The sequence below is a fragment of the Ruegeria sp. AB10 genome (genome assembly GCF_056542745.1).
Map to the genome: position 1 here is coordinate 475,445 of NZ_JBQGAI010000001.1, position 22,961 is coordinate 498,405.

Annotated in this window: 25 protein-coding genes and 1 tRNA gene; 15 read left to right on the plus strand and 11 right to left on the minus strand. The window is 58.3% G+C overall.

The genetic code is table 11. The features are described 5' to 3' along the window. Positions 1 to 68: 68 nt before the first annotated feature. Genes ACR0NT_RS02345 through ACR0NT_RS02355 form a run of 3 tightly spaced genes read right to left on the minus strand, consistent with a single transcriptional unit; the run spans position 69 to position 3,978 of the window. Entirely contained in the window at positions 69 to 2,057 is a 1,989-nt protein-coding gene (locus tag ACR0NT_RS02345; RefSeq protein WP_170671043.1) for a tetratricopeptide repeat protein, read from the minus strand. Next, positions 2,054 to 2,989 (minus strand): hypothetical protein, encoded by a 936-nt coding sequence (locus ACR0NT_RS02350; protein ID WP_170441883.1) that lies wholly within the window; start codon positions 2,987 to 2,989, stop codon positions 2,054 to 2,056. Before ACR0NT_RS02350 ends, ACR0NT_RS02345 begins: the two co-directional genes overlap by 4 nt. A 5-nt stretch (positions 2,990 to 2,994) precedes the next feature. Then, positions 2,995 to 3,978 (minus strand): glycosyltransferase family 2 protein, encoded by a 984-nt coding sequence (locus ACR0NT_RS02355; protein ID WP_170441880.1) that lies wholly within the window; start codon positions 3,976 to 3,978, stop codon positions 2,995 to 2,997. A gap of 485 nt (positions 3,979 to 4,463) precedes the next feature. Between ACR0NT_RS02355 and ACR0NT_RS02360 the strand changes: the two genes are divergently transcribed. After that, the gene (locus ACR0NT_RS02360; protein ID WP_170671040.1) at positions 4,464 to 5,135 is read left to right on the plus strand and encodes a hypothetical protein; all 672 of its coding nucleotides are present in this window, start codon (positions 4,464 to 4,466) and stop codon (positions 5,133 to 5,135) included. Between the two features lie 138 nt (positions 5,136 to 5,273). After that, positions 5,274 to 5,774, plus strand: a complete 501-nt coding sequence (locus ACR0NT_RS02365) for a hypothetical protein (protein ID WP_170671038.1) — start codon at positions 5,274 to 5,276, stop codon at positions 5,772 to 5,774. Positions 5,775 to 6,027: 253 nt separating this feature from the next. Here the strand turns inward: ACR0NT_RS02365 and ACR0NT_RS02370 are convergent. After that, positions 6,028 to 6,114: transfer RNA gene (locus tag ACR0NT_RS02370), tRNA-Leu, on the minus strand. Positions 6,115 to 6,256: 142 nt separating this feature from the next. Here ACR0NT_RS02370 and ACR0NT_RS02375 point away from each other — a divergent pair. Continuing rightward, on the plus strand, positions 6,257 to 6,916 hold the full coding sequence (locus ACR0NT_RS02375) for a DsbA family oxidoreductase (RefSeq protein ID WP_170671036.1): 660 nt from the start codon (positions 6,257 to 6,259) through the stop codon (positions 6,914 to 6,916). 39 nt (positions 6,917 to 6,955) lie between these two features. Next, complete coding sequence (gene lipB, locus ACR0NT_RS02380) at positions 6,956 to 7,612, plus strand: lipoyl(octanoyl) transferase LipB (protein WP_170671034.1); 657 nt, start codon at positions 6,956 to 6,958, stop codon at positions 7,610 to 7,612. A gap of 288 nt (positions 7,613 to 7,900) precedes the next feature. Here the strand turns inward: lipB and ACR0NT_RS02385 are convergent, their stop codons facing one another. Continuing rightward, positions 7,901 to 8,833 (minus strand): cation diffusion facilitator family transporter, encoded by a 933-nt coding sequence (locus ACR0NT_RS02385; RefSeq protein ID WP_170441867.1) that lies wholly within the window; start codon positions 8,831 to 8,833, stop codon positions 7,901 to 7,903. A gap of 81 nt (positions 8,834 to 8,914) precedes the next feature. Here ACR0NT_RS02385 and ACR0NT_RS02390 point away from each other — a divergent pair, with 81 nt between their 5' ends. After that, on the plus strand, positions 8,915 to 9,340 hold the full coding sequence (locus ACR0NT_RS02390; protein WP_170441864.1) for a MerR family transcriptional regulator: 426 nt from the start codon (positions 8,915 to 8,917) through the stop codon (positions 9,338 to 9,340). On the opposite strand, the gene ACR0NT_RS02395 is transcribed toward ACR0NT_RS02390, so the two are convergent. Beyond that, a complete protein-coding gene (locus tag ACR0NT_RS02395) occupies positions 9,341 to 9,760 on the minus strand; it encodes an HIT family protein (RefSeq protein ID WP_170441861.1) in 420 nt (139 codons plus the stop codon). 304 nt (positions 9,761 to 10,064) lie between these two features. Here ACR0NT_RS02395 and ctaD point away from each other — a divergent pair, with 304 nt between their 5' ends. From ctaD to ACR0NT_RS02410, 3 genes are all read left to right on the plus strand, one after another. After that, positions 10,065 to 11,723 carry a cytochrome c oxidase subunit I gene (gene ctaD / locus ACR0NT_RS02400; RefSeq protein ID WP_170441858.1) on the plus strand — a complete coding sequence of 553 codons (1,659 nt, stop codon included), beginning with the start codon at positions 10,065 to 10,067 and terminating at the stop codon, positions 11,721 to 11,723. Between the two features lie 142 nt (positions 11,724 to 11,865). Then, positions 11,866 to 12,465, plus strand: coding sequence for a DsbA family protein (locus tag ACR0NT_RS02405; RefSeq protein ID WP_170671032.1), 600 nt, complete (start codon positions 11,866 to 11,868; stop codon positions 12,463 to 12,465). Between the two features lie 44 nt (positions 12,466 to 12,509). Next, a complete protein-coding gene (locus tag ACR0NT_RS02410; protein WP_170441852.1) occupies positions 12,510 to 13,001 on the plus strand; it encodes a DUF2244 domain-containing protein in 492 nt (163 codons plus the stop codon). Positions 13,002 to 13,026: 25 nt separating this feature from the next. Here the strand turns inward: ACR0NT_RS02410 and ACR0NT_RS02415 are convergent, their stop codons facing one another. After that, positions 13,027 to 13,512, minus strand: a complete 486-nt coding sequence (locus ACR0NT_RS02415; RefSeq protein ID WP_170441849.1) for a GatB/YqeY domain-containing protein — start codon at positions 13,510 to 13,512, stop codon at positions 13,027 to 13,029. 183 nt (positions 13,513 to 13,695) lie between these two features. On the opposite strand from ACR0NT_RS02415, the gene carA reads away from it, so the two are divergent. The 3 genes from carA (at position 13,696) to ACR0NT_RS02430 (ending at position 16,823) form a co-directional block, all read left to right on the plus strand. Beyond that, a complete protein-coding gene (gene carA / locus ACR0NT_RS02420; RefSeq protein WP_170671026.1) occupies positions 13,696 to 14,862 on the plus strand; it encodes a glutamine-hydrolyzing carbamoyl-phosphate synthase small subunit in 1,167 nt (388 codons plus the stop codon). Between the two features lie 84 nt (positions 14,863 to 14,946). Further along, positions 14,947 to 15,756, plus strand: coding sequence for a cyclic di-GMP-binding domain-containing protein, MshE-related (locus ACR0NT_RS02425; RefSeq protein ID WP_480442571.1), 810 nt, complete (start codon positions 14,947 to 14,949; stop codon positions 15,754 to 15,756). 35 nt (positions 15,757 to 15,791) lie between these two features. Continuing rightward, positions 15,792 to 16,823 carry a glycosyltransferase family 2 protein gene (locus ACR0NT_RS02430; RefSeq protein WP_480442573.1) on the plus strand — a complete coding sequence of 344 codons (1,032 nt, stop codon included), beginning with the start codon at positions 15,792 to 15,794 and terminating at the stop codon, positions 16,821 to 16,823. 3 nt (positions 16,824 to 16,826) lie between these two features. On the opposite strand, the gene ACR0NT_RS02435 is transcribed toward ACR0NT_RS02430, so the two are convergent. Next, positions 16,827 to 17,474, minus strand: a complete 648-nt coding sequence (locus tag ACR0NT_RS02435; RefSeq protein WP_170441840.1) for a GntR family transcriptional regulator — start codon at positions 17,472 to 17,474, stop codon at positions 16,827 to 16,829. Positions 17,475 to 17,574: 100 nt separating this feature from the next. On the opposite strand from ACR0NT_RS02435, the gene ACR0NT_RS02440 reads away from it, so the two are divergent. From ACR0NT_RS02440 to ACR0NT_RS02450, 3 genes are all read left to right on the plus strand, one after another. Continuing rightward, complete coding sequence (locus ACR0NT_RS02440) at positions 17,575 to 18,219, plus strand: pyrimidine 5'-nucleotidase (protein WP_170441837.1); 645 nt, start codon at positions 17,575 to 17,577, stop codon at positions 18,217 to 18,219. Between the two features lie 88 nt (positions 18,220 to 18,307). Beyond that, entirely contained in the window at positions 18,308 to 18,556 is a 249-nt protein-coding gene (locus tag ACR0NT_RS02445; RefSeq protein ID WP_170441834.1) for a hypothetical protein, read from the plus strand. A gap of 76 nt (positions 18,557 to 18,632) precedes the next feature. Continuing rightward, entirely contained in the window at positions 18,633 to 19,829 is a 1,197-nt protein-coding gene (locus ACR0NT_RS02450) for a UbiH/UbiF family hydroxylase (RefSeq protein WP_170441831.1), read from the plus strand. A gap of 22 nt (positions 19,830 to 19,851) precedes the next feature. Here ACR0NT_RS02450 and ACR0NT_RS02455 read toward each other — a convergent pair whose 3' ends face one another. Further along, positions 19,852 to 20,979, minus strand: a complete 1,128-nt coding sequence (locus ACR0NT_RS02455; protein WP_170671017.1) for an aminotransferase class V-fold PLP-dependent enzyme — start codon at positions 20,977 to 20,979, stop codon at positions 19,852 to 19,854. A gap of 233 nt (positions 20,980 to 21,212) precedes the next feature. Between ACR0NT_RS02455 and ACR0NT_RS02460 the strand changes: the two genes are divergently transcribed. Continuing rightward, the gene (locus tag ACR0NT_RS02460) at positions 21,213 to 21,914 is read left to right on the plus strand and encodes a GntR family transcriptional regulator (protein ID WP_170441825.1); all 702 of its coding nucleotides are present in this window, start codon (positions 21,213 to 21,215) and stop codon (positions 21,912 to 21,914) included. Positions 21,915 to 21,920: 6 nt separating this feature from the next. Here ACR0NT_RS02460 and ACR0NT_RS02465 read toward each other — a convergent pair whose 3' ends face one another. Then, complete coding sequence (locus tag ACR0NT_RS02465) at positions 21,921 to 22,379, minus strand: Lrp/AsnC family transcriptional regulator (protein ID WP_170397816.1); 459 nt, start codon at positions 22,377 to 22,379, stop codon at positions 21,921 to 21,923. Beyond that, positions 22,376 to 22,831 (minus strand): Lrp/AsnC family transcriptional regulator, encoded by a 456-nt coding sequence (locus ACR0NT_RS02470; protein ID WP_170671015.1) that lies wholly within the window; start codon positions 22,829 to 22,831, stop codon positions 22,376 to 22,378. Before ACR0NT_RS02470 ends, ACR0NT_RS02465 begins: the two co-directional genes overlap by 4 nt. Positions 22,832 to 22,961: the final 130 nt, after the last annotated feature.

The window sequence follows — 22,961 nt, forward strand, 5'->3', positions numbered from 1 at the left end:
GACTAGGCTTACCCGGCGCAACAGCCAAGAGGTATCCAGCATCGTTTTGAACGCCTGTGCCATTCTCATCAGGTCCGGGCCAACTGGTTTGCAAAACGCTTGAACGGCGGAAACAGGTCATTCGCCTTTTGCAGATAGGGCCGCGCCTTGCCCTTTTTGCCGCGCCGCAGGTATATCTGCCCGGCTTCACCCTGAATGACCGCCGAATTGTCATCGAGGTCAGCCGCCTGAATGATCTGGTTTTGCCCTTGCTCGACGGCCTCATTCCGTTCCAGAAACTTCCCCATCGCAAAGACCAGAAACGGGTTTCCGGGATCGCAGGCCAAGGCCTCGGCCAGTGTCATCCGGGCGCGGGGCAAATCGCCATCCGCCTCATAAAGCGTCGACAACCTTTTGTGATAAAGCGGTTTTTCCGGCCAGCCCGATGTGATTTTTCGCATTTCATCAATGGCCTGCGACAGGGTGACGGCGCCCAAATGCCAATGCAGCATAGTTCTGCCCCCCAGAACACCCGGATCATCAGAGGTGATACCGTCGAGGGTGTCGAACCCTTCGCTCAAACGCTCCAAACGGGCGCGATCGTCAAGAATTCTGCGGGCTTTTTGATCCAGGGCCAGATCAGCCCAATCCATCAAGACGAAATCGAAATTGCAGGGCTGCCGGACCAGAACCTTGTGCTGCACCAGATACAGGTTGTTGAACGGTGGGAAGCGCCGCCGCCGAACCTGTCTCTGTACCGGCCAGTCCGTCGGTGGAAACAGGCGGGCGGAAATCTGATCGCGGTACAACATTCTGGACGCCAGCACCGCCACATCGGGGCGCAACGGCTTGCCCCAGAACGCCCGCGCCAAGTACCGGCTGGCCGACCACCGCTTCTTTTGCGCCCCCAGCGTGGCCGCGCGCAACGCAAGCAAAACCGCATAGTCCTCGGACCACAGGTTTTTGTTGTCCAACCCGCGTGCGGCTAGCTTTTCGCATTCCTTCCACTTGGACAGGTAGAAACAATTTATCGCCTGCAAAAGCGGCATGAATGCGTTGTCGGCATCTGCCTCAAGAATGGGTTTGGCCAGATCGTAGGCAGTTTCAATTTCATCCTGCGCGGACAGGTACTGCGCGGCCTTAGCATAGATATGGGCCGCCTCAGACGGGTTCAGAAAGGCAGTGGGACCTTTGGAAACGCGGTCAACAACACAACGATTGGCTACAGAGATTTCTTCTTCAGCCAAGACATCCTTGAACACCAAACGTTGCCGCCCCGATATTCGCGCAGCGGCCATTGAGAACGCCGATATGTACGGCGCCACCACCTGCCCGGCCCGTGACATCGTATACAGCTCGAGAAAGTCGCGCTGCGCCCGCGTCATGTCCGAAACATCCGCGATGTCCGACATCTGCAACAATTCAGGGTAACGCTTCTGGAACCGGGCGATCAGTTCGGGTTGATCCGAGAACATGATGGCCGTTTGCCCGGTGGTTTTACTCAGATGCGCCTCGTACAACTCTTCCGGTTCGATCTTTGCGGGCCAGGTCGTGTGCTTCCAGGGCAATCCGTTCAGAATATCTCCGCGGCGGATGTGATAGGCCGACACGCCTTGCCCCGACAACTTTTCATCCGCGCGGGCCATAATGGCGCGGATCTCGTCCGTGAAACCGATCTGATGGATGAACTCCCGGTATCGCGGGCGGATCGCCTCGATGTCCTCCCAAGGGAAGGCCAGCACCTCGAATCCCTCCTCGACCAGGACCGAGCGGCCCGCGTTGAGATGCGCAATTAGACGATCCGGGGTCTTGTCTCCCTGAAAGGCCCAGATCGGCAGGGCCTTTTGGGCAAGACGATCGAATTCCTTGCCGCTGAGAAAGCGCGCATCCATCCAGTTCCGCGCGAACAACTCCTGCGGCTGATCCAGCTCGGGCGCGTCCGATCCTTGCGGAAACCAGTTTACCTTGTAGGTAGTGCTGAAATCCTCGGCCAGACGGATGCAGGTCAGCATCATCAGCAGGCGCGCGCCCATGCGGTCTTTGCGCTGTCCGATGAACACCCCTTTTGCAGGCATCATTGAGAGCTTTCGGCCAAAGCAGCGCGTCGCAACGCCCGGAACCTCTGGCGGGCCTGTCGGACCAGTTGGGGGTGACGCTCACCTGCCTGCGCCGCGATGGCGCGCATGACCATCGGCAGGCCGCGGCGCGCGCGCATCATCCGATAAAACTCCTCTGGCTGCAGCGAACCGTCCATCGCCTTCAGCATCACCGGCTTGAGGATATCCAGCTTGCGCAGCATCGGGGCCGCAAAGTGGTTCGAAAACCACGTCTTGAGCAATACCACGTTTTCGCCCTGCAGCCGCGTGACCTGCTGCCGGTCGAGGTCGAAAAACGGATCATAGAACACATAGACCTTGCCCGCCTTTTTCACCGTCTGCGCCGCGTCGGCCAAAGGCAGGTCCCAGTCCTGAACCTGACCAAAGCGATACCGGGTCTCCCACGGGACCAGACGTTCATCCAGCGTGGTCTGCGGGTTAAACGCGATCACGTTTGCACCAGGAACCAACTCGGAAAAGGCCAGCGCCCCGAACCCGCCCATCGAGGCGCCAGCAAAGACGACCTGATCGAACTGGTCGAAAAACCCCTCGGCCGCGCGGTTCTGGAAATACGAGATGATCTCGGGGTCGCGGTACCACGCCTTGGTACGCGCAAAGACCCCCATGTGGGACCAGCCCTCATCGCGGAAGAACTTCCAGCCCCAGGGTTCGCGCGCAAAGGACAGGTCGTTGGCATTGGCGATATTGTCGAAACTGACGACCAGTTGCGACGCAGAGCGTTGATGGAAAAGCACCGAATGACGTTCGAGCTTTTGCAGGAAACCAGCGCCGTCCCCGCCGGGGTACAGCTCGACGAACCACGGCGGCGCGGGATCGGTCAGAATACGCTCGTACCCCGTCTTGCGATCGGGGTGTTCTGGTTTCAGCTGCTCTTTCGAAAGGTCGTCTGCCATGATCCTCAGATGAGATTATCCGCCAGCCACATCCGGAAATCCACCCAATCCGGGCGCATTTTGATTTCGGCGATCTTGGCGCGGTGCCAGTCGCAGGCCTGCCTGTGCAAGTCGCTCAGCACCGGATCTGCCTTCAACTCTTCCAGCAGCGGTGCTGCCCGACGCGCAATCGGTTGAATGGATGGGTCGGTTTCTTTGTTGGCATTCATGTCCTGCCAATAGGATTGCCCCTGATCCACCTTGATATGGTTGGTTCGGCCCCGGTCACGCTTGATCAGAAAGCCATCCAGCGACCGGACCGAATAGTGGTGAAGCCGCCCAAGCGAATGGTCGAACCCACGCCAGGCCCGCCACCCCACCTTTTCCGCCGGGAACAGATTACCGCCGGCGTCGGACCAGGCAACCTCACCTTCCTTGCCCTCTTCTATGCCCTTCGGACGATGCGGCCCAAAGCGGGTGAACTTGCCGTTGTTGCGGAACAGGGTTTTCAGACCGTAGGCCCGGCCCGAGTGATAAGGAAACTCCTGATCCCCCATCTCGAAGGCTTCGGTCACCGGCCGGTCTTCAAAGCTGATATTGCCCGAGCTTCCAAACAGCTTCCACGCGAATGAGATCGCATCCACCGGCTGACCCGCGCGGGTTTCGACCTCAGAAATCAGAGCGTCAAAGCTGTTGTCGCCATGACGGATGTTCCAGAACTCATCCACGTCCAGACACAGCAGCCAATCGGCTTCCTTGACCTTGGGCTGACGCCGCGCCCGCCGCAACATCTGATGTTGCGGGTTACCGCCCTCTTTCACCTCGTTCGGGACATGGGTGGCCAGCCCCAATTCCTGCAATCGGCGGGCAATATCATCGGTGCCGTCGTCGCAGTTATTGGTAAAGATCACAAAGTGATCGACCCCCAGCGTTTTGTGGAACGCGACCCATTCCAGCATATAAGGGCCTTCGTTCTTCATCGTGGTGAATACGGTAATGGCCTGCGACATCAACACTTCCCGATCTGTATTGATGTTCGTCATACACAACCCGGCAGACATGGGCGAGACAGGAAATCGCGATATCGATAATCCGACGTAAACTGGTGCGCGTCTACCCGCCTTGGGTCCCCCCGGACCTTATGAATAGGACAACAGAAGCAAGTTCCGCTGACGCGGACACACTCGGAAAATCCATTTAAAGAGTCGTACCGACCTTTCAACAGCAGCTAAGCTTATGAAGGAGTTTAAGGTCCAACCGATTGATCCTAGGGTTCCAGCTACGTCCTATCATCATCAGTTACCGGCTGAGCGATTGGATTATCCAATAGATGTAAACATTTAAGGAATACAGCGCCTAAAACTCTATGCTCAAAACATGAACGGAAGCGCAAGTAAAAACCTATATTTTTCAAATGTTTCGAGCTTTTCAATAGTGTGCTATTTTAGTGGCGCGAAAATTAAAAGATGAGTTTTCTAGCGTGGGAGATTTTAGTATGGCGCGTAAAGAGATGGCACTACCGTTAGAGGATGTGGAGAGAATTTACGAAGAAAACATCACAAAACTAGATATGGATGAATTGGATGTTTCGCCTGATGAAAGAGAGGAAATTACTAACCTTCAAAGAAGCACCTCCGGTAACGAATTTCTGAAATCAATTTTTAAGTATGAGTCTGTTCCGCAAAAACATCCGTTTCTTACCGACATGGATAGGACAATGGACCTAACTATGAAGCTCCCTGTAATTCATGATCCTGGAACTGGGCAGGTCAAGGTCAAATCCTACTTGGTTTTAGACCTCGTGAAGCTAGCCGGGTTCGCGCTCGCTTTGCCTGCAATAGTGACCAGTAAAGGAGGCGTGCTGATTGTGGCGGGGGTGCTTGGTCTTGCTATCAATGTATCCTCCGCGGCGCAGACCAAGCTTGAATTTGACGAAGGCTGTTACTTTGTCGCGCTTTGGAACTTGTATGAGCGGAATGGAAGAAAACCAGTTAAAGAGGAATTGTTGCTGGAATCCACAAACGAAATAATTCGGAGAAGCACTAGTTCCGAGATCACAATGGAGAGGATTTGTGCAATTTCGACCAAACTCAGCCGTGCTAAGATTGTTAAACTAGTGAGCGGAAAAGTGACCCCAGAAATGAGGCTAATTGTTAAACGCGATTGAATTTTTTTGTGTGCGGTCAATGAGTGTATCAAACTTTTCGTGCATCAGATGAATCCCCAATCGAGGAAGATCAGACACCACTATTCGGCTGCAAAAAGCTTAAGTAAGATGTAAATTATTTAAATTGTTGGATATGAATTGAAACTTGAAACCGCAATGCCAAATGCCTTCCAAAAAGGCGCTGAGACGACAGGGGCCCTCAAAGATACCTCAGAGCCCGACCCTATCACCAAACTCTTAACTCCACTCAGCGAGTCTCTCGGGGATTCTCTGGACACGCTGCCAGACGACGCTTTGTCGATCCTTGGCCCCGAACTCTTTGATCAGGCAAATAAGGAACTGAGCCAACGTCCACAGAGTCGAGAAGCCAACAACCGCTCTGGAACGCTTGTCAACGCCACTGACGGATACATGCGGTTCTTCTACCGCGACGAGAAGAGTAGAGCGCGGCACATGGACCAGAACATTGTCGGGCTGGTTTACCCTTGCTCTAAGACTGACGCGGAGAAGCGGCATTTGCCTTGGGGACTCTTGGATACCGTCTGCTTCGGTCATCCAGCGGTGAGCCGTATCCCTAACGGTATTCCCTTCTTGCGGGTTTTGTCGTTCAACTTGTTTGATCACAGGCTCAGGCATTGAACCCCCACCGAAAGAGGCTAAAATTTCCGGCAAGACCTCTTTTCGCCTGAACAAAGCCTCAGCTAAGTTCTGCGTTCCGATATCCCGCACGATCTCTTTTTTTCAATGATAGCTTGATATTCGTTGGGAACTGCGATGCTGACCGCGTAACCCTTGCCCCTCCTAAAGAGGCCCCTTGGCGCCCGCACACCCACCTCAAAAGGCTCAATTTACCGTAACATTCGGCGGAGAAACTTGTTGAAAATCAATTATTTGGTGCGGTCGAGAAGACTCGAACTTCCACGGGAGTTACCCCACAGCGACCTCAACGCTGCGCGTCTACCAATTCCGCCACGACCGCACTGCCAGTGACTTGGTAGAGGGGCGTATAGACGCTGATGATCGGGATGTGAAGAGGCAAAAAACACGCCGGTTTGAATTCCCCGCCCGCGCCCATATCTATAGCTGCACATCACCCCCATCACCTTGTCAGGAGTCCGGACATGACCACCCCCGATCCTCGCCCCGTCGTTCAGATCGACATTGTTTCGGACATCGTCTGCCCCTGGTGCATTGTTGGATTTAGACAGCTTGACCTGGCGCTAAAGCAGGAAAACGTGCTGGCGCATCTCAGGTGGCATCCGTTCGAACTGAACCCCACCATGCCGCCCGAAGGTCAGAACCTGCGCGCGCATATCATGGAGAAATATGGAACGACCGCCGAACAGAGCCAGCAGGCCCGGGATCGACTGACGCAGTTGGGCGCAGAACTGGGGTTCGCATTCAACTTCGACGATGACAGCAGAATGGTAAACACCTTTGCGGCGCACCAATTGCTGGACTGGGCGGAAACTCAGGGCCGTCAACATCCGCTGAAACTGGCTCTGTTCCTGGCGCATTTCACCGACCAAAAGGACGTCTCGCAGACTGATGTCCTGCTTGATGCGGTTACGGCCGCCGGACTGGACGCCGACGCCGCGCGATCGGCGCTCGAATCCGGTGCATATACCGCCAAAGTGCGCCAAAAGCAGGAGTTCTGGACCAGTCGGGGCATCTCGGGCGTTCCGTCAATGGTGTTTGGTGGCAAATATCTTGTGACCGGAGCGCAGGGTACAGACACCTATGCCCAGATTCTGCAACGCTGCCTGACCGAGGCCGCCTGACCCCTTTTCCTTAGCACATCCACGCGATATGGAACCGTCATGGAATGGAAGATTACCGACGGGTTAACCGACTATACAGAGGCCGTCGCCTTCATGGAGGCGCGGGTGGCTGCGATCGCTGCAGGCGAAGCGGACGAATGCGTTTGGCTGCTGGAACATCCGCCGCTCTATACCGCCGGAACATCGGCTCGGACCGAGGACCTGACGGACCCTGACCGCTTCCCGGTTTATGAGGCCAAACGTGGCGGGGAATACACCTATCACGGCCCCGGCCAGCGCGTGGCCTATGTCATGCTGGACCTGAACAAGCGCGGCAAGGACGTGCGGGGTTTTGTCAAACAGCTGGAAAACTGGGTCATCGCTGCGTTGGCGGAATTCAACGTGCAGGGTGAAATTCGCGACGGCCGCGTCGGTGTCTGGGTGCGCCGGGATGACAAGCCTCTGACCGTCACCGGCCAGCCCGCCGAAGACAAGATCGCCGCCATCGGTCTGCGCCTGCGCAAATGGATCAGCTTTCACGGCATCTCGATCAATGTCGAACCGGATCTCGAGCATTTCTCGGGCATCGTCCCATGCGGTATCACCGAACACGGCGTCACGTCACTGGTCGATCTGGGCTTGCCTGTGACAATGGCGGATGTCGATGTCGCCTTGAAAAAAACCTTCTCGGATTGCTTCCAGCCGGTCAAAGCCTGACCCGGCAACGAATCGCTGACAGCCAAAATCGCGAGTAACAATCCCTTCCCGCTGGGATTTTTGTTTCCGAACCTGAACGCAATCCACCATTTTGCCCAAAAGTTTTGGGTTTTATTCGGTGAAAGCTCACTCCGAAGAATACAAATCGCGCGTTAACGGGTACTCTATTCTTACCGTTCTAGAGTGAGTGGTGTGTTAAACCGGTGATCCCGGGCAATCCGGGTTTTCGGAAAAGTGTTTGGTTACGAGTCTGCCGTTCCGACCCCAAATCGGAACGGCAATTCCTTTTCAGACCTGACGCAAATCGTGATGCCCAAATCGGGGCGGTGCCGTGCAGGCCTGTTCCGCCCGTTCCAGCTCCAGCGTCACGTGGCCAATCCCGAACCCGGATTTCAGCGCTTCCTTCACAGCCAGCCGTATGTCATCCGCATCCGTCCAGTGCAGGGCAGCGATCTCGAGATGCGCGGTCAGGGCTGGCTCGCGCTCCTGCATGCTCCAGAGGTGGATGTGGTGAACGCCAGCAACGCCGTCTGTCGCCTCGATGGCGGCGGCAACATCTTCGGGGATCAGATCGGACGGCGCACCCAGCATCAGAACCCGGATGGTTTCTCCGATCTCGGATTTGACGTGCCACAGGATGTAGACCGCGATCAGGATCGTGACCGCTGGATCGACCCAGGTCCAGCCGAACAGGATCACGGCGGCGCCCGCGATGATGACCGCCACCGACCCCAACGCGTCGGCCACGTTGTGAATGAAGGCTGCGCGAATGTTCATGCTGTCCTTCGCCATCGTATAGGTCAGCGCGGCGGTTATCAGGTCGACGATCAAAGCAAGGGCTGCGATCCAGACCACCATCCATCCATTGACGGGTTCGGGCTGGAAAAACCGCATGATGCCTTCGTACATCAGGTAGACCGACAGCATGACCAGCGTCGTGTAGTTGATCTGCGCCGCGACCACCTCGGCGCGCCCATATCCAAAGCTCATGCGCGGATCGGCGGGGCGGCGGGCGATCTTGCGGGCAAAGAACGCGATGATCAGCGCGATGGCGTCCGAGAAATTGTGCAGCGCATCGGCGATCAGCGCCAAAGACCCCGAGAGTATTCCGCCAATGACCTGCGCAAAGGTCAGCAGCATGTTGACCGCTATCGCGCCGGCAACGCGCTTGTCGCCTGTCGTGGGGTCAATGTGAGTGTGCCCGTGGTGATCGTGTGGCATCTTACCGGTGTTCCTTGTTTCGGTTGCCCACCCCATGTAATTCCTCTAGCCACTAGAGGTTCAAGAGGCGAAATAGGAAAAATGTACTCGATCGGAGAGCTGTCCCGCCGCACGGGTGTCAAGGTGCCCACAATTCGGTTTTACGAGGACAAGGGCCTGCTGCCCAAACCGCACCGAACAGCCGGGAACCAGAGGCGATATGATGATGCCGCCCTGAACCGCCTAAGGTTCATTCGCCACGGGCGCGATCTCGGCCTGCCGTTGGCCGATGTCGAAGCGTTGCTGTCTTTAGAGGGCGCGCGTGGCTCCGATCTGGATCGGGCGCACGAAATCGCTGAACGGCAGTTGATTGACCTGCGGGACCGGATCACGCAACTGCGCAAGCTCGAGGCCGAATTGACCCGTATTGCCGCAGCCTGCGATGGTGGGCACGACCATGTTTGCGCCGTACTCCACGCGTTTGGTGACCACGGCGCATGTCTGGGGCCGCATGATAGCAAAGACTGATCAGACCAGCGCCGCTTTGATCCTTTCCGCGTGCTGCGCGATCAGATCGAAGTCGCCCATCTGGCCGGGCGCTCGCAGCGACACGCCCTCGTAACGAGGCAGGATGTGGAAATGCAGATGGAAGACCTCTTGCCCGCCCGCGGCCTCGTTGAATTGCTGGACGGTGACTCCGTCGGCGTCAAAGGCCTTGACCACTGCATTCGCCAGTTTCTGCGTTGTTGAAACCACTGCGGCCAACTGTTCGGGCGACGCATCCAGCAGGTTTCGGCAGGGTGTTTTGGGGATCACCAGCAGATGCCCGTCCGACCGCGGCATGATATCCATGAAGGCCAGCGTATCTTCATCCTCGTACACGCGGGTCGAGGGGATCTCTCCGCGCAGGATCTTGGCGAAGATGTTGTCGGGATCGTAGGCGGCCATATCAAGTCTCCGATTTCGGGTATTGTGCGTAGTTCTGCGGCCCCCACCCTCCTGGGTCAAGGCGGAACTCTGCCAAGCCGCGCGAATGATCTTTTGCCGCCCCTTGAAATAACAGAAGCAATCGCCAGATATGCCCTGTTCATGGCCAGGATTTCGCGGGTTTTCCTCCGACCCGCGACAATTAATCTTGATCCAGATCAAACTCGGCCATTGAAGGCGCCTCTTTCGCATTCTAAAACCAGCAATAATACCGCGCGCCGGAGAGGTCTGGCTGCGCGGTCAGTTGCAACAGGAGGCACCTATAATGGCAGACGCAGCCATTCATGGTCACGACCATGAAGACCAGCGCAGCTTTTTCCAGCGCTGGTTCATGTCGACCAACCACAAGGACATCGGGATTCTCTACCTGATCGTTTCGGCATTGGCCGGTCTGATCTCGGTTCTGATGACCGTTTACATGCGGCTCGAGCTGATGCACCCCGGTGTTCAGTACATGTGCCTGGAAGGCTTCATGGCCGACCCATGTACCCCCAACGGGCATCTGTGGAACGTGATGATCACCTATCACGGTGTTCTGATGATGTTCTTCGTTGTCATTCCCGCCCTGTTCGGCGGATTTGGCAACTATTTCATGCCGTTGCAGATCGGCGCGCCGGATATGGCGTTCCCGCGGATGAACAACCTGTCCTTCTGGCTGTACGTCGCCGGTACCTCGCTGGGCGTGGCGTCGCTGCTTAGCCCCGGTGGGAATGACCAGCTCGGCTCGGGCGTTGGTTGGGTTCTGTACCCGCCGCTGTCCACGACCGAGGGCGGCATGTCCATGGACCTTGCGATCTTTGCCGTACACGTATCGGGCGCCTCCTCGATCCTCGGCGCGATCAACATGATCACCACCTTCCTGAACATGCGTGCCCCAGGCATGACCCTGTTCAAGGTGCCGCTGTTCAGCTGGTCGATCTTCGTCACTTCGTGGCTGATTCTGCTGTCGCTGCCGGTTCTGGCGGGCGCGATCACCATGCTGCTGATGGACCGCAACTTTGGGTTCACCTTCTTTGATCCGGCCGGTGGCGGTGACCCGATCCTGTATCAGCACATCCTGTGGTTCTTCGGCCACCCGGAAGTGTATATCGTGATCCTGCCCGGCTTCGGCATCATCAGCCACGTCATTGCGACCTTCTCGCGCAAGCCGATCTTCGGGTATCTGCCAATGGTCTGGGCGATCATCGCAATCGGTGTTCTGGGCTTCGTCGTGTGGGCGCACCACATGTATACCGTTGGTATGTCGCTGCGTCAGCAGGCCTACTTCATGCTGGCCACGATGGTCATCGCGGTGCCCACAGGCGTTAAGGTGTTCTCGTGGATCGCGACCATGTGGGGCGGGTCCATCGAGTTCAAGACACCGATGCTGTTCGCCTTCGGCTTCCTGTTCCTGTTCACCGTTGGCGGTGTGACCGGTGTGGTTCTGTCGCAGGCCGGTATCGACCGCGCCTATCACGACACCTACTACGTGGTTGCTCACTTCCACTATGTGATGTCGCTGGGTGCCGTCTTTGCGATCTTTGCGGGTGTGTACTTCTACTTCTCGAAGATGACCGGTCGTCAGTACTCGGAATTCTGGGGCAAGGTTCACTTCTGGCTGTTCTTTATCGGCGCCAACCTGACCTTCTTCCCCCAGCACTTCCTGGGTCGTCAGGGCATGCCGCGCCGCTACATCGATTACCCCGAGGCATTCGCCCAGTGGAACTTTGTGTCGTCGATTGGTGCGTTCATCTCGTTTGCCTCGTTCCTGCTGTTCTTCGGCATCGTGATCTACGCCCTGCTGCGCGGCGCGAAAGAGACCCGTCCGAACCCGTGGAACGAATACGCGGATACGCTGGAATGGACCCTGCCCTCGCCGCCGCCCGAGCACACGTTCGAGCAGCTGCCCAAGCAGGAAGACTGGGACAAGGGCCACGCGCACTGATCCCTGCCAAACCCAAAGAAAACCCCGCCAATTCGGCGGGGTTTTTTCGTTACCGCTCCGGACCGCAGCCCAAAAGTCGCCAGAACCGCCAAAATCGGCTATCCTGTCAGAGTTTAGACATCCGGCAACTCGGGGGTATCACATGCCCGAAATTGATTTTTGGTATTCTATAGGCAGTACATACAGCTTCCTGACGATCATGCGTCTGGACGACTGGTGCGCGGAACACAGCGTCTCGGTGAAATGGCGGCCGTTCAATGTGCGCAGCGTGATGAAGGACCAGCAGAATATCCCGTTTGCCGGCAAGCCGGTGAAATCCGCATATATGTGGCGGGATATCGAGCGCCGGGCTGCAAAGTACCGCATCCACGCCAACTTGCCCGCGCCCTACCCGATCTCGGACCTGGCGCTGGCCAATCAGGTCGCCTTGCTGGGCATGGGCGATGGCTGGGGCAAGAATTTCACCCAGACGCTGTATCGCATCTGGTTCGAGGAAAACAACGAAGCTGGTAGCGAATCCGCCATCACCGAAGCACTGCACAGGTGCCAGCAGGACCCGCGTCTGGTGCTGGCCCGCGCCCGCAGCCCCGATACCGTCGCAGCACTTGAGGCCGAAACGGAACATGCCGCGAAACTCGGGGTTTTCGGAGCCCCCAGCCTTGTCGTCAACGGTGAAGTTTTCTGGGGTGATGATCGGCTGGACGACGCGCTGTCATGGTCGCGCGTCGGCCATGTGACCTGATCATTTCCCTTCGACCCGCACCCTTGTTGCGCTAGCTTTCAACCATGCCATACCGATGGAATCAGACCTCTGAAACCGAACAGGAGCTGCGCCTTTGGCCGCATAACTCGTTGCCGCGGCGTGGGGCGATGATCGTGATCCTGTCGGTGTTTCTGTTTGGGCTGATTCCGCTGCTGGCGGTGCTGGGATCGGTGATCCTGTGGGGCCTGCTGCCCTTCCTGTTGCTGACCGTTCTGGGCCTGTGGCTGGCCATCCTGACCAACTATCGCGCCCGCAGCGTGTTCGAGATTCTGACCCTGACCGGCACCAAGGCGCATCTGATCCACCATGACCCACGTTCGGGCCAGCAAGAATGGACCTGCAACCGCTATTGGGCCCGGCCCGAGATGCACAAACACGGCGGACCTGTTCCAAACTATGTCACGCTGACCGGAGACGGGCGCGAAGTGGAAATCGGAGCGTTCCTGTCCGAGGACGAGCGTATCGCGCTATACGACGACCTGATACAAAAACTGCGCGAACCGGTCGCGCAGTAAATGCAGTCACAACATTTGAATGTTTTCAGCAGCCGCCGTTCGACGCGGCGCACAGGTGGTCCTTGACCATCGGGCCGACCTTGCCGAAATCCATCTGGCCGGTGTAGCGGGTCTTGAGTTCGCCCATGACCTTGCCCATGTCGCGGATCGATCCCGCTCCGGTGGCGGTAATCGCCGTCTGAATGGCTTTGGAGACCTCGTCGTCATCCAACTGCTTGGGCAGGAATTCCTCGATAACCTCGACCTCGCGCAGTTCCCGCTCGGCCAGGTCCAGCCGTCCGCCCTCTTCATAGGCGCGGGCGCTTTCCTTGCGCTGCTTGGTCATTTTTCCAAGGATTTCAAGAACCTCGGCGTCGCCGCAACCCTTGGCCTCTTCATTGTCGGAGGCGCGCGAAGCGATATCGCGGTCTTTGATTGCAGCGTTAATCAACCGCAGCGTCGACAAACGCTCGGCATCTTTGTCTTTCATTGCTTGCTTCAGGGCAGAGTTCACCCGTGATCGCATATCCATATGATCTGTCCATCCCCATGGAAAAGGAACCCCGACCATATCGAAACAAAAAGCGCGATACAACCAGAAGTGAATATTGCTAACCTCTTGATTTTCCACAATAGCGCAAAATTTCAACAGACTTGACCCAGCGCCGCAACCCCCTTAGTTATGCGCCGATTTACCCAGCAGGAGAGTCGCCCGATGGCCCAGAACGCCCCGTCCAAGCCCACCGCATGTCTGGCATTGGCCGACGGTACACTGTTCTACGGGATGGGTTTCGGCGCCACCGGTCAGACTGTGGCCGAGCTGTGCTTTAACACCGCCATGACCGGATATCAGGAGATCATGACCGATCCCTCGTATGCCGGGCAGATCGTCACCTTCACCTTCCCGCATATCGGCAATGTCGGCGTGAACCCCGAGGATGACGAAACCGGTGATCCTGTTGCCGCCGGGATGGTGGTCAAATGGGACCCGACCGAGCCGTCGAACTGGCGCTCGGCCGAAGAGCTGAAGACCTGGCTGACCCGTCGTGGCCGCATCGCCATCGGCGGTGTGGATACCCGCCGCCTGACCCGCGCCATCCGTCAGCAAGGCGCGCCGCATGTGGCGCTGGCCCATGACCCCGAGGGTAATTTCGACATTGAGGCTCTGGTCGCCGCCGCACGCGGCTTTGCGGGGCTGGAAGGAATGGATCTCGCCAAAGAGGTCACCTGCGCACAAAGCTATCGCTGGGACGAGATGCGTTGGGCCTGGCCCGATGGCTATACCCGTCAGGACGCCCCCGCACACAAGGTTGTTGCCGTGGATTTTGGCGCCAAGCGGAACATTCTGCGCTGCCTCGCCTCGGCTGGCTGTGATGTAACCGTGCTGCCCGCCACCGCGACAGCGGCGGAAGTGCTGGCTCACAATCCAGATGGCGTCTTTCTGTCCAACGGTCCCGGCGACCCGGCGGCCACTGGTGAATACGCCGTACCAATGATCAAAGAGGTTCTGGACACAACCGACCTGCCCGTCTTTGGCATCTGCCTTGGCCACCAGATGCTGGCGCTGGCCTTGGGCGGTCAGACCGTCAAGATGAACCACGGCCACCACGGCGCCAACCACCCGGTCAAGGATATGGAGACAGGCAAGGTCGAGATCACCTCGATGAACCATGGTTTTGCGGTGGATGCGCAGTCTTTGCCTGAGGGCGTGGTTGAGACCCACCGGTCGCTGTTTGACGGCTCGAACTGCGGCATCCGCATGACCGACCGACCGGTCTATTCGGTGCAGCACCACCCCGAGGCCTCGCCCGGCCCGCAGGACAGTTTCTACCTGTTCGAACGCTTTGCCGACGCGATGGCGGACAAGAAAGCCACTGCATAAACAGCGTTTTGATCAGAGTTAACCCGCTGTTAACCTTAATTGAGCAACCCTGACGCCTGCTAATCGCGTCAGGGTTGTTTCGTTATGGTCGAACTGAACCTGCAGCATTTCGCGCACGCCGCGCCGATACCTGCTCAGGAACGCAAGCCTTTGGGGGCTTGTCTTGTCGACCGTGGCCTGATCACAAAAGCACAGCTGGACGAGGCACTGTTTCTGCAATCCTGGCAACAAGCGCCACTGGGTGAAATCCTGGTGGCCGAGGGCTGGGTCAGCCGTCAGGACGTGCTTATCGCCCTATCCGAGCAAACCGGCCTGCAGATCGCCGATCTGGACAGCTTACCCCCACCCTCCGATCTGTGCCGGATCAAGCCTGTTGACTTCTGGCTGGCACATAATGCCATCCCGTGGCGGCAGCTGGGGCCCATTCTATTGGTCTGCACGGCGCGGCCCGATCTGTTCCCGGACGTGCAAACCGAACTGGAGGATACCGGCTACACAATCATCCCCGTGCTCGCCGTCGCAGATCAGATCGACGACGCAATCGCGCGCGTGTTCTCTTCCCCTCTTGCTGAGGCGGCCGAAGCCCGGGTGGACCTTGACCAGAGCTGCCGGTCCTGGACGCCGCGATCCCGCGTCGGCCCCGCAGTCACGCTTGTGGGCCTTATTACATTGTTTGCCGCCTTTCCAATGACCGGGTTTGCCGTTCTGGTCGCGGTTGCCGTGGTCAGCCTGATCCTGTTTCTGTGTCTCCGCCTAGCTGGCCTGCTGAACTACATCTGGCATCACCGGACACGCCGTAGCAAAACACCACCCCCCAGCCCGCCATTGGCATTACCCTGTGTCTCCATCATGGTGCCGCTCTATAAAGAGAGAGAGAGATCGCCGGCGCCCTGATCCGGCGGCTGCGGCGGCTGACTTACCCCAAGGCGTTGCTGGATGTCATTCTGGTGCTGGAAGAAACCGACGAAGTGACGCGGTCCACATTGGCGCAAGTCCATTTGCCCAGCTGGATCAGAACCGTCGAGGTGCCCGCCCTGAACGGTCTGACCACCAAGCCGCGCGCGATGAACTATGCACTGGATTTCTGCCGGGGCGACATTCTGGGCGTCTGGGATGCCGAAGACGCACCGCAACCAGACCAGATCGAACGGGTTGTCCGGCACTTTGCACGGGCGGACGAGGATGTGGTCTGCCTGCAGGGCGTTCTGGACTATTACAACCCCCGCACCAACTGGCGATCGCGCTGCTTTACCATCGAATACAACAGCTGGTTTCGCGTGATCCTGCAAGGCATCGCGCGACTTGGGCTGGTTGTGCCCTTGGGTGGAACCACGTTCTTTTTCCGCCGTGACAAGCTGCTGGAGCTGGGCGGGTGGGATGCCCACAACGTCACCGAAGATGCCGATCTGGGCGTGCGGCTCAGCCGGGCCGGCTACCGTACGGAAATGGTCGATACCGCCACGTTTGAAGAGGCGAATTTTCGCGCCTGGCCCTGGGTGCGGCAGCGCTCTCGCTGGCTCAAGGGATTCATGGTCACTTACCTTGTTCACATGCGGTCACCATTGCGATTGCTGAGCGATCTCGGCCCCTGGCGATTTCTCGGCCTGCAAGCGTTCTTTCTTGGGACCGTCGGGCAGTTCCTGCTGGCTCCGGTCCTGTGGCTGTTCTGGTTGACGACCTTTGGCCTGCCCAGCCCGCTTGATCCGATCCTCTCCGGAGCCGGACTTACCGCGTTGTTCGGCCTGTTCCTACTTGCAGAGGCCGTCAATACTCTGATCGGAGTAATCGCAGTGTCCGCGCGCGAACGGCGTTTTCTGCTCCCTTGGGTGCCGACAATGCCGCTGTATTTTCCGCTGGGCGTTCTGGCTGCGTACAAGGCTCTGTGGGAACTGCTATTGGACCCATTCTTCTGGGACAAAACACAACACGGCCAGGCCAGCGAAGAGGGCCCGCCGCACTGACGGTCAGCTCTCGCGACGGATGGCATCCTGTTTCAGGCGCGTTGTGAAGGCGACCGAAATGTGATCCTTGAGGGCTCGTCCAGCCGCCTCTTCATCGCGGGCTGCGATCGCCTCGACGATCCCTTTGTGTTCGCTCTGCGCGATTTCGCCCCGGCCCTGCGCCGCCAGCGACGTCGTGGCCATCAGCGCCATTGTACGATGCACAAGGTCCAATTGCTGCACCAGGTAACGGTTGTGCGAAGCCAGATGAATCTGTTCGTGGAACCGCCGGTTCGCCCGTGACAAGGCCACCGGGTCATCGACAAGCGCGTCATCAGCGGCAACCATATCCTGCAACACCTTGACTTCTTCTTCGGTGGCGTGCTTGGCCGCCAGTTTCGCGGCAAGCCCCTCCAGCTCACGCCGCACCACGTAAAGCTCGGCCATCTGGTTGTGATCCAGCGAGGCGACGATTAATGACCGCCCGTCGCGTTCCAGCAGGGATTGCGTTTCCAGCCGTTGCAGCGCCTCGCGGATCGGCGTGCGCGACACTCCGAACCGCTCAGCCAACTCGCTTTCGACCAGACGGTCGCCGGGCTTGTAAACGCCCAAGTCGATCGCTTCGAGAATTAGGCTGTAGGCGTCTTTGTTGGGCTGTCTGGATTGGGGCATTGGGTGGTATGTCTCCTCGTTCGAACATGTCTATCCGTCAGTTGCCCCCCGGATCAAGAGCAGCATTGAAAACCGATGCCCCGCGCCCTAAACCAAAACCATGGTCAAACCTGCCTTTTCCCACATCACCCAATGGGTGTTCGATCTGGACAATACGCTTTATCCGCCTCACATGCGCCTGTTCGACCAGATCGAGGTGCTGATGACGGATTACGTAGTCCAGGCCATCGGCGTCGACCGGGCCGAGGCGGATCGGCTACGCTCGCACTATTGGCGGCAATACGGCACCACATTGGCTGGGCTGATGGCCGAGCACGACCTTGACCCCGATCCCTATCTGCACGCGGTTCATCAGGTGGACATGAGCCATATGGACCCCGACGCAGAACTGGCCGATCATATCCGGTCCTTGCCCGGCCGCCGCATCGTCTATACCAACGGCAGCGCGCCCTATGCCGAACGCGTTCTGGACGCGCGCGGACTTAGCGGCCTGTTCGACGCGATCTATGGCGTCGAACACGCAGGTTATAGGCCAAAGCCGGAAAACGCCGCATTCGAGAAGATCTTCGCCCAGGATGGAATCGACACGGCCAAGGCCGCGATGTTCGAAGATGACCCGCGCAATCTGGCCGCCCCTCACGCGATGGGAATGCGCACGGTTCACGTCGCGCCCGAGCCGCACGAAGCTGACCATATACACCACCACACCGACGATCTGACCGCGTTTCTGGCCCGCCTGCGATAGGCCGTCACACTGCGACGATCTGCACATTTTGCAGGTGCAGCATCGCCCCCTATATGCGCCTCAGCGACGAACAGAACTGGAGATTCCCATGAGCGCGATCGAGATGCCTCGGCGCCTGCCCATTTGGCAGCGCCTGTTGTTTGCAATCCCCGTTTTCGGCTGGCTGGCAAAGGATGCGGCCAATGGTGAGGCCGAAGACTGGTACTACACAGCTGCCGCGATCGTCAGCATGTGGGGTTGCTCGGCCCTGCTGTTTGGCCTGCCGGGGCTTTATATTCCGGCCGTGATGATGGTGCCGGTGATGTTCTTCATCCTCATCCTGATCTCACGCGGCTGACATACGGGACAGGATGTCACTTGGCACCCGCCTTGGAACCGAACTAGTTTCTGCCCAAGACTCGGAGACCAAGGCCATGACAAACAGCTGTGACATCCTGATTTCCGGCGGAGGTATCGCCGGACTGACCGCTGCGGCGGCTTTTGGAACTGCCGGGTTCGACGTTATCTGCGTCGACCCCACTCCGCCCATCACCGAGCGTGACGTGGACGGGTCGGACCTGCGGACGACTGCGTTTCTGCAGCCGGCGCATGGGCTCTTGGAGCAATGCGGGCTGTGGCGACGGCTGGATGAACACGCCACCCCCCTGCAGATCATGCGCATCGTCGATGCGGGCGGAGACGTCCCAGAACCCCGCGTGGTGCGTGACTTCAACGCCGCCGATATTTCGGAACAGCCCTTTGGCTGGAACCTGCCTAACTGGCTTTTGAGGCGCGAGATGGTGGCCCGTCTGGCCGAGTTGCCCAATGTCGATTTCCGCCCCGGTACTGCCACCGTCAGCCTGTTCACCCGCACCGCCGAAGCGCGTGTGGGCCTGAGTGATGGCAGCCGTATCCGCTGCAAACTGGTGGTCGCCGCAGATGGCCGCAATTCACCTATGCGCGAGGCGGCGGGGATCAACGTGCACACCACGCGGTATGGTCAAAAGGCGCTGGCCTTTGCCGTGACGCATCCGGTTCCGCATGACAATGTCTCGACCGAGACTCACCGTTCGGGCGGACCGTTCACTCTGGTCCCCCTGCCCGATTGGCAGGGTCAGCCGTCGTCGGCGATTGTCTGGATGGAACGCGGCCCGCGTGCAATTGAACTGCTGAACACCGAACCCGAGGCCTTCGAGGCACTGATGACTGAGCGTTCCTGCGGGCTTTTCGGGCCGTTGAAACTGGCCTCGCGCCGGACCATCTGGCCGATCATCAGCCAATCGGCGGAACGGTTGTCGGGCGAGCGTATCGCCCTGATGGCCGAAGCCGCCCACGTGGTGCCCCCTATCGGCGCCCAAGGGCTGAACATGTCATTGGGAGATCTGCGCAGCCTGCTGGATCTGGCGCAGGCCCGCCCCGAAGGTCTGGGTGACGCCCAGATGCTGGATGCCTACCACAAGGCCCGTCACACCGAGATCGAAATGCGCGTCAAAGGCATCGACCTTCTGAACCGCGCCTCGATGATCGAGGCGCGACCGCTGCGCGATGCGCGGGCGATGGGGCTGAACGCGCTCTATTCCCTACCGCCCGTGCGCAAGACGTTGATGCAGATGGGCCTCGGCGTGCGCTGAGGCCCCCAGATCACTCAGACGATCACAGCACCTGATCCAGCACACGCTTGAGCCGCGCAATTGTGCCATCCACATCGTACAGCTTGTCCAGCCCGAACAGGCCCAGTCGGAAAGTGCTGAATCCTTCGGGTTCGTCACATTGCAGCGGTACGCCAGCGGCGATCTGCATTCCCAGCGCGGCGAATTTCTTACCGTTCTGAACCTCGGGATCCGAGGTATAGCTGACCACAACGCCCGGCGCTCCGAACCCATCGGCGGCCACTGACACAATGCCCTTGTCCTTCAGCATTGCCCGCACGCCGTTGCCCAAAGCCCATTGCGCTTCATGCAGCTTTTCGAAGCCGTAATCGCGGGTCTCGGCCATTGTGTCCCGGAACGCTTGCAGCGCGTCGGTCGGCATGGTGGCATGATAGGCATGACCGCCATTCTCATAGGCTTGCATGATCTGACGCCATTTCTTCAAGTCCACGGCAAAACTGTCGGATGTGGTCTCTTCCAACCGTGCCTCAGCCCGTTCGGACAGCATAACCAATCCAGCACAGGGCGACGCGCTCCACCCTTTCTGCGGGGCCGAGATCAGGACGTCCACGCCCGTTGCCTTCATATCGACCCAGGCGCAGCCCGAGGCGATGCAGTCCAGCACCATCAGCGCGCCAACCTCATGCGCAGCGTCCGCCATGGCCGTCACGTAGTCATCCGGCAGAATCAGACCCGCCGCGGTTTCGACATGCGGCGCGAACACCACATCCGGGCGCTGCTCACGAATAGTTGATACCACCTCTTCGATCGGTGCTGGCGCAAACGGGGACGGGTTGGAGTTGCCAGTTTGCCGCGCCTTGAGCACTGTAGCCGACGCCGTCAAATCTGCGGATTCAATGATCTGGGTCCAACGGTAGGAAAACCACCCGTTCCGCACCACCAGAACGTTGGCATTGCGCGCGAACTGGCGGGCCACAGCCTCCATTGCATAGGTCCCACCGCCCGGAATTATGGCAATGCCTTCAGCACCGTAGACATCTTTCAGCATCGTTGAAATATCGCGCATGACGGTCTGAAACCGGGCTGACATGTGGTTCAGGGAACGGTCGGTGAATACAACCGAGAATTCCTCGAGCCCATTGGGGTCAATGCTATCCAAAAGCGCCGGCATGATTTGTCCTTTCAAACAGTACTGGGGCAAAGTGAATCTTCTGCCGAAATTGGTAAAGCAGTTTTCTTGCGCCGACAATTGACGCGACGGAACCTTATTTCCCCGTGAAAAAAACAACGGAAACTGCACCATTAGCCCCCCTACTTGACGCCAAATAGTGTCAGCCCCTCTTTACACCCAGAGGTGTTTCTGAACAGATACACACACTTTGAAGAAGAAAGGTATTGCTTCTCGTGAATGCTCAAAAGCGGATCAGTTTTCAGGTTGTACGGGACGAAGTTAAACGCCGCATTGAAAGCCGGATCTGGCCCCAGGGATCATTGCTGCCAACGGAAACGCAGCTTGCCGAAGAATTCAATTGCGCGCGCGCGACCGTAAACCGCGCTTTGCGGGAATTAGCCGATCAGGGGTTCGTGGAGCGTAAGCGCAAAAGCGGAACACGGGTCAAAAAAGAACCCAGCAAACACGCGAAACTGGAGCTCTCGCTGGCGCGGCAGGTCGTCGAAAACCAGAATTCAACCTATCGCTATGCGCTGGTCGAGCGGAAAGTCGTACCCAGCCCCGGGTGGCTGGCGTCACAGCTCAGCGTTTCTCCGGATGCGCGTGTGCTGCACGTGATCTGTATGCACTACGCCGACAACCGCCCCTTTCAACTGGAAGAGCGCTGGATCAACATCAACACCGTGCCTGAAGTCGAACATGCCGACCTCAATTCGCAGGGCCCACATGAATGGCTGCTGAATGTCGCGCCCTTCACCGAGGCCGAGATTGCCTTTTGCGCGATTTCCGCCGACGGGCGTCTGGCCGAATTCATGGGCACCACTGCCGGCACCTCGATGATTCAGCTTGAGCGTACGACCTGGAAAGATGGTGAGCCGATGACCTTCGCGCGCATGACCCACCATCCCGGATATTGCATTCGCACCAGATACTAATCCCGGCTAACCGATCGGACCTGGCAGCCGCTCTTCGCTGAGAAGGACGTTGGCTTCGACGTCCCCGGCGCCGGGCAGGGTCATGATCCGTCGCCGCAGGACGCGTTCAAAGTCGGACAGGTCGCGGGCAACAACCCGCAGGCGATAGTCGTACAGGCCAAGAACATGCTCGACCGTCTGAACCTCGGGGATGGCGCTGACCGCGCGCTCGAAGTCTTCCAGACTGATCTGGCCCTTGCGTGCCAGCTTGACACCCAGAAAAACCGTCACGCCGAACCCCAGCGCCTCGGCATTCAGACGCAGGCGGCGGCCCCTGATGACCCCAGCCGTTTCCAGCCGCCTGATACGCCTCCAGGTCGCAGGCTGGGACAATCCCAGCTTACGCCCCAAAGCTCCGGCACTTTGTGTGGCATCCTGCACCAGCGCACGCAGGATCTGGCGGTCGGTTTCATCAAGCTCAATCATACGGGCAGAACCTCGTTTCGCTTTAACCGCGCGATATGCATCAACGCCTCGATATCGGCGATATGCGGCAGGGTCAGAATGCGGTCACGGTAAATCTTCTGATAATGAGACATGTCGCGGGCCAAAACCGAAAGACGCACATCTACACGTCCCAGAAAGGTCTGAATCTCAATCACTTCGGACACCTCCCGCGCGGCGACCGTGAACTCATCGAAGGCACGCGGCTGGGTCTTGTCCAGCGTCACGCGCAGCGAGACCTCAACGGCATATCCAAGCGCAGCCCAGTCAATCACGGCCTCCTGCCCCTGAATGACGCCCGAGGCCTGCATCTTCTCGACGCGGCGCCAGCACACGCCCTGGCTGATCCCGCATCGTTCTGCCAGTTCGGCCATCGAAAGGGTCGGCTCGGCCTGCAAATGGCGCAAAATGCGCCGGTCCATGTCATCAAGCATGAATTCTTCACTATTCTAACTTATGACGAATAATTTTTCATCTTTTTCACAAATACTCAATACCTCAACGCTCGCCAACCAAGTCGCTCCGAACTAAAAGCACAGCAACCGTAACAGAAAGGACCGGAAT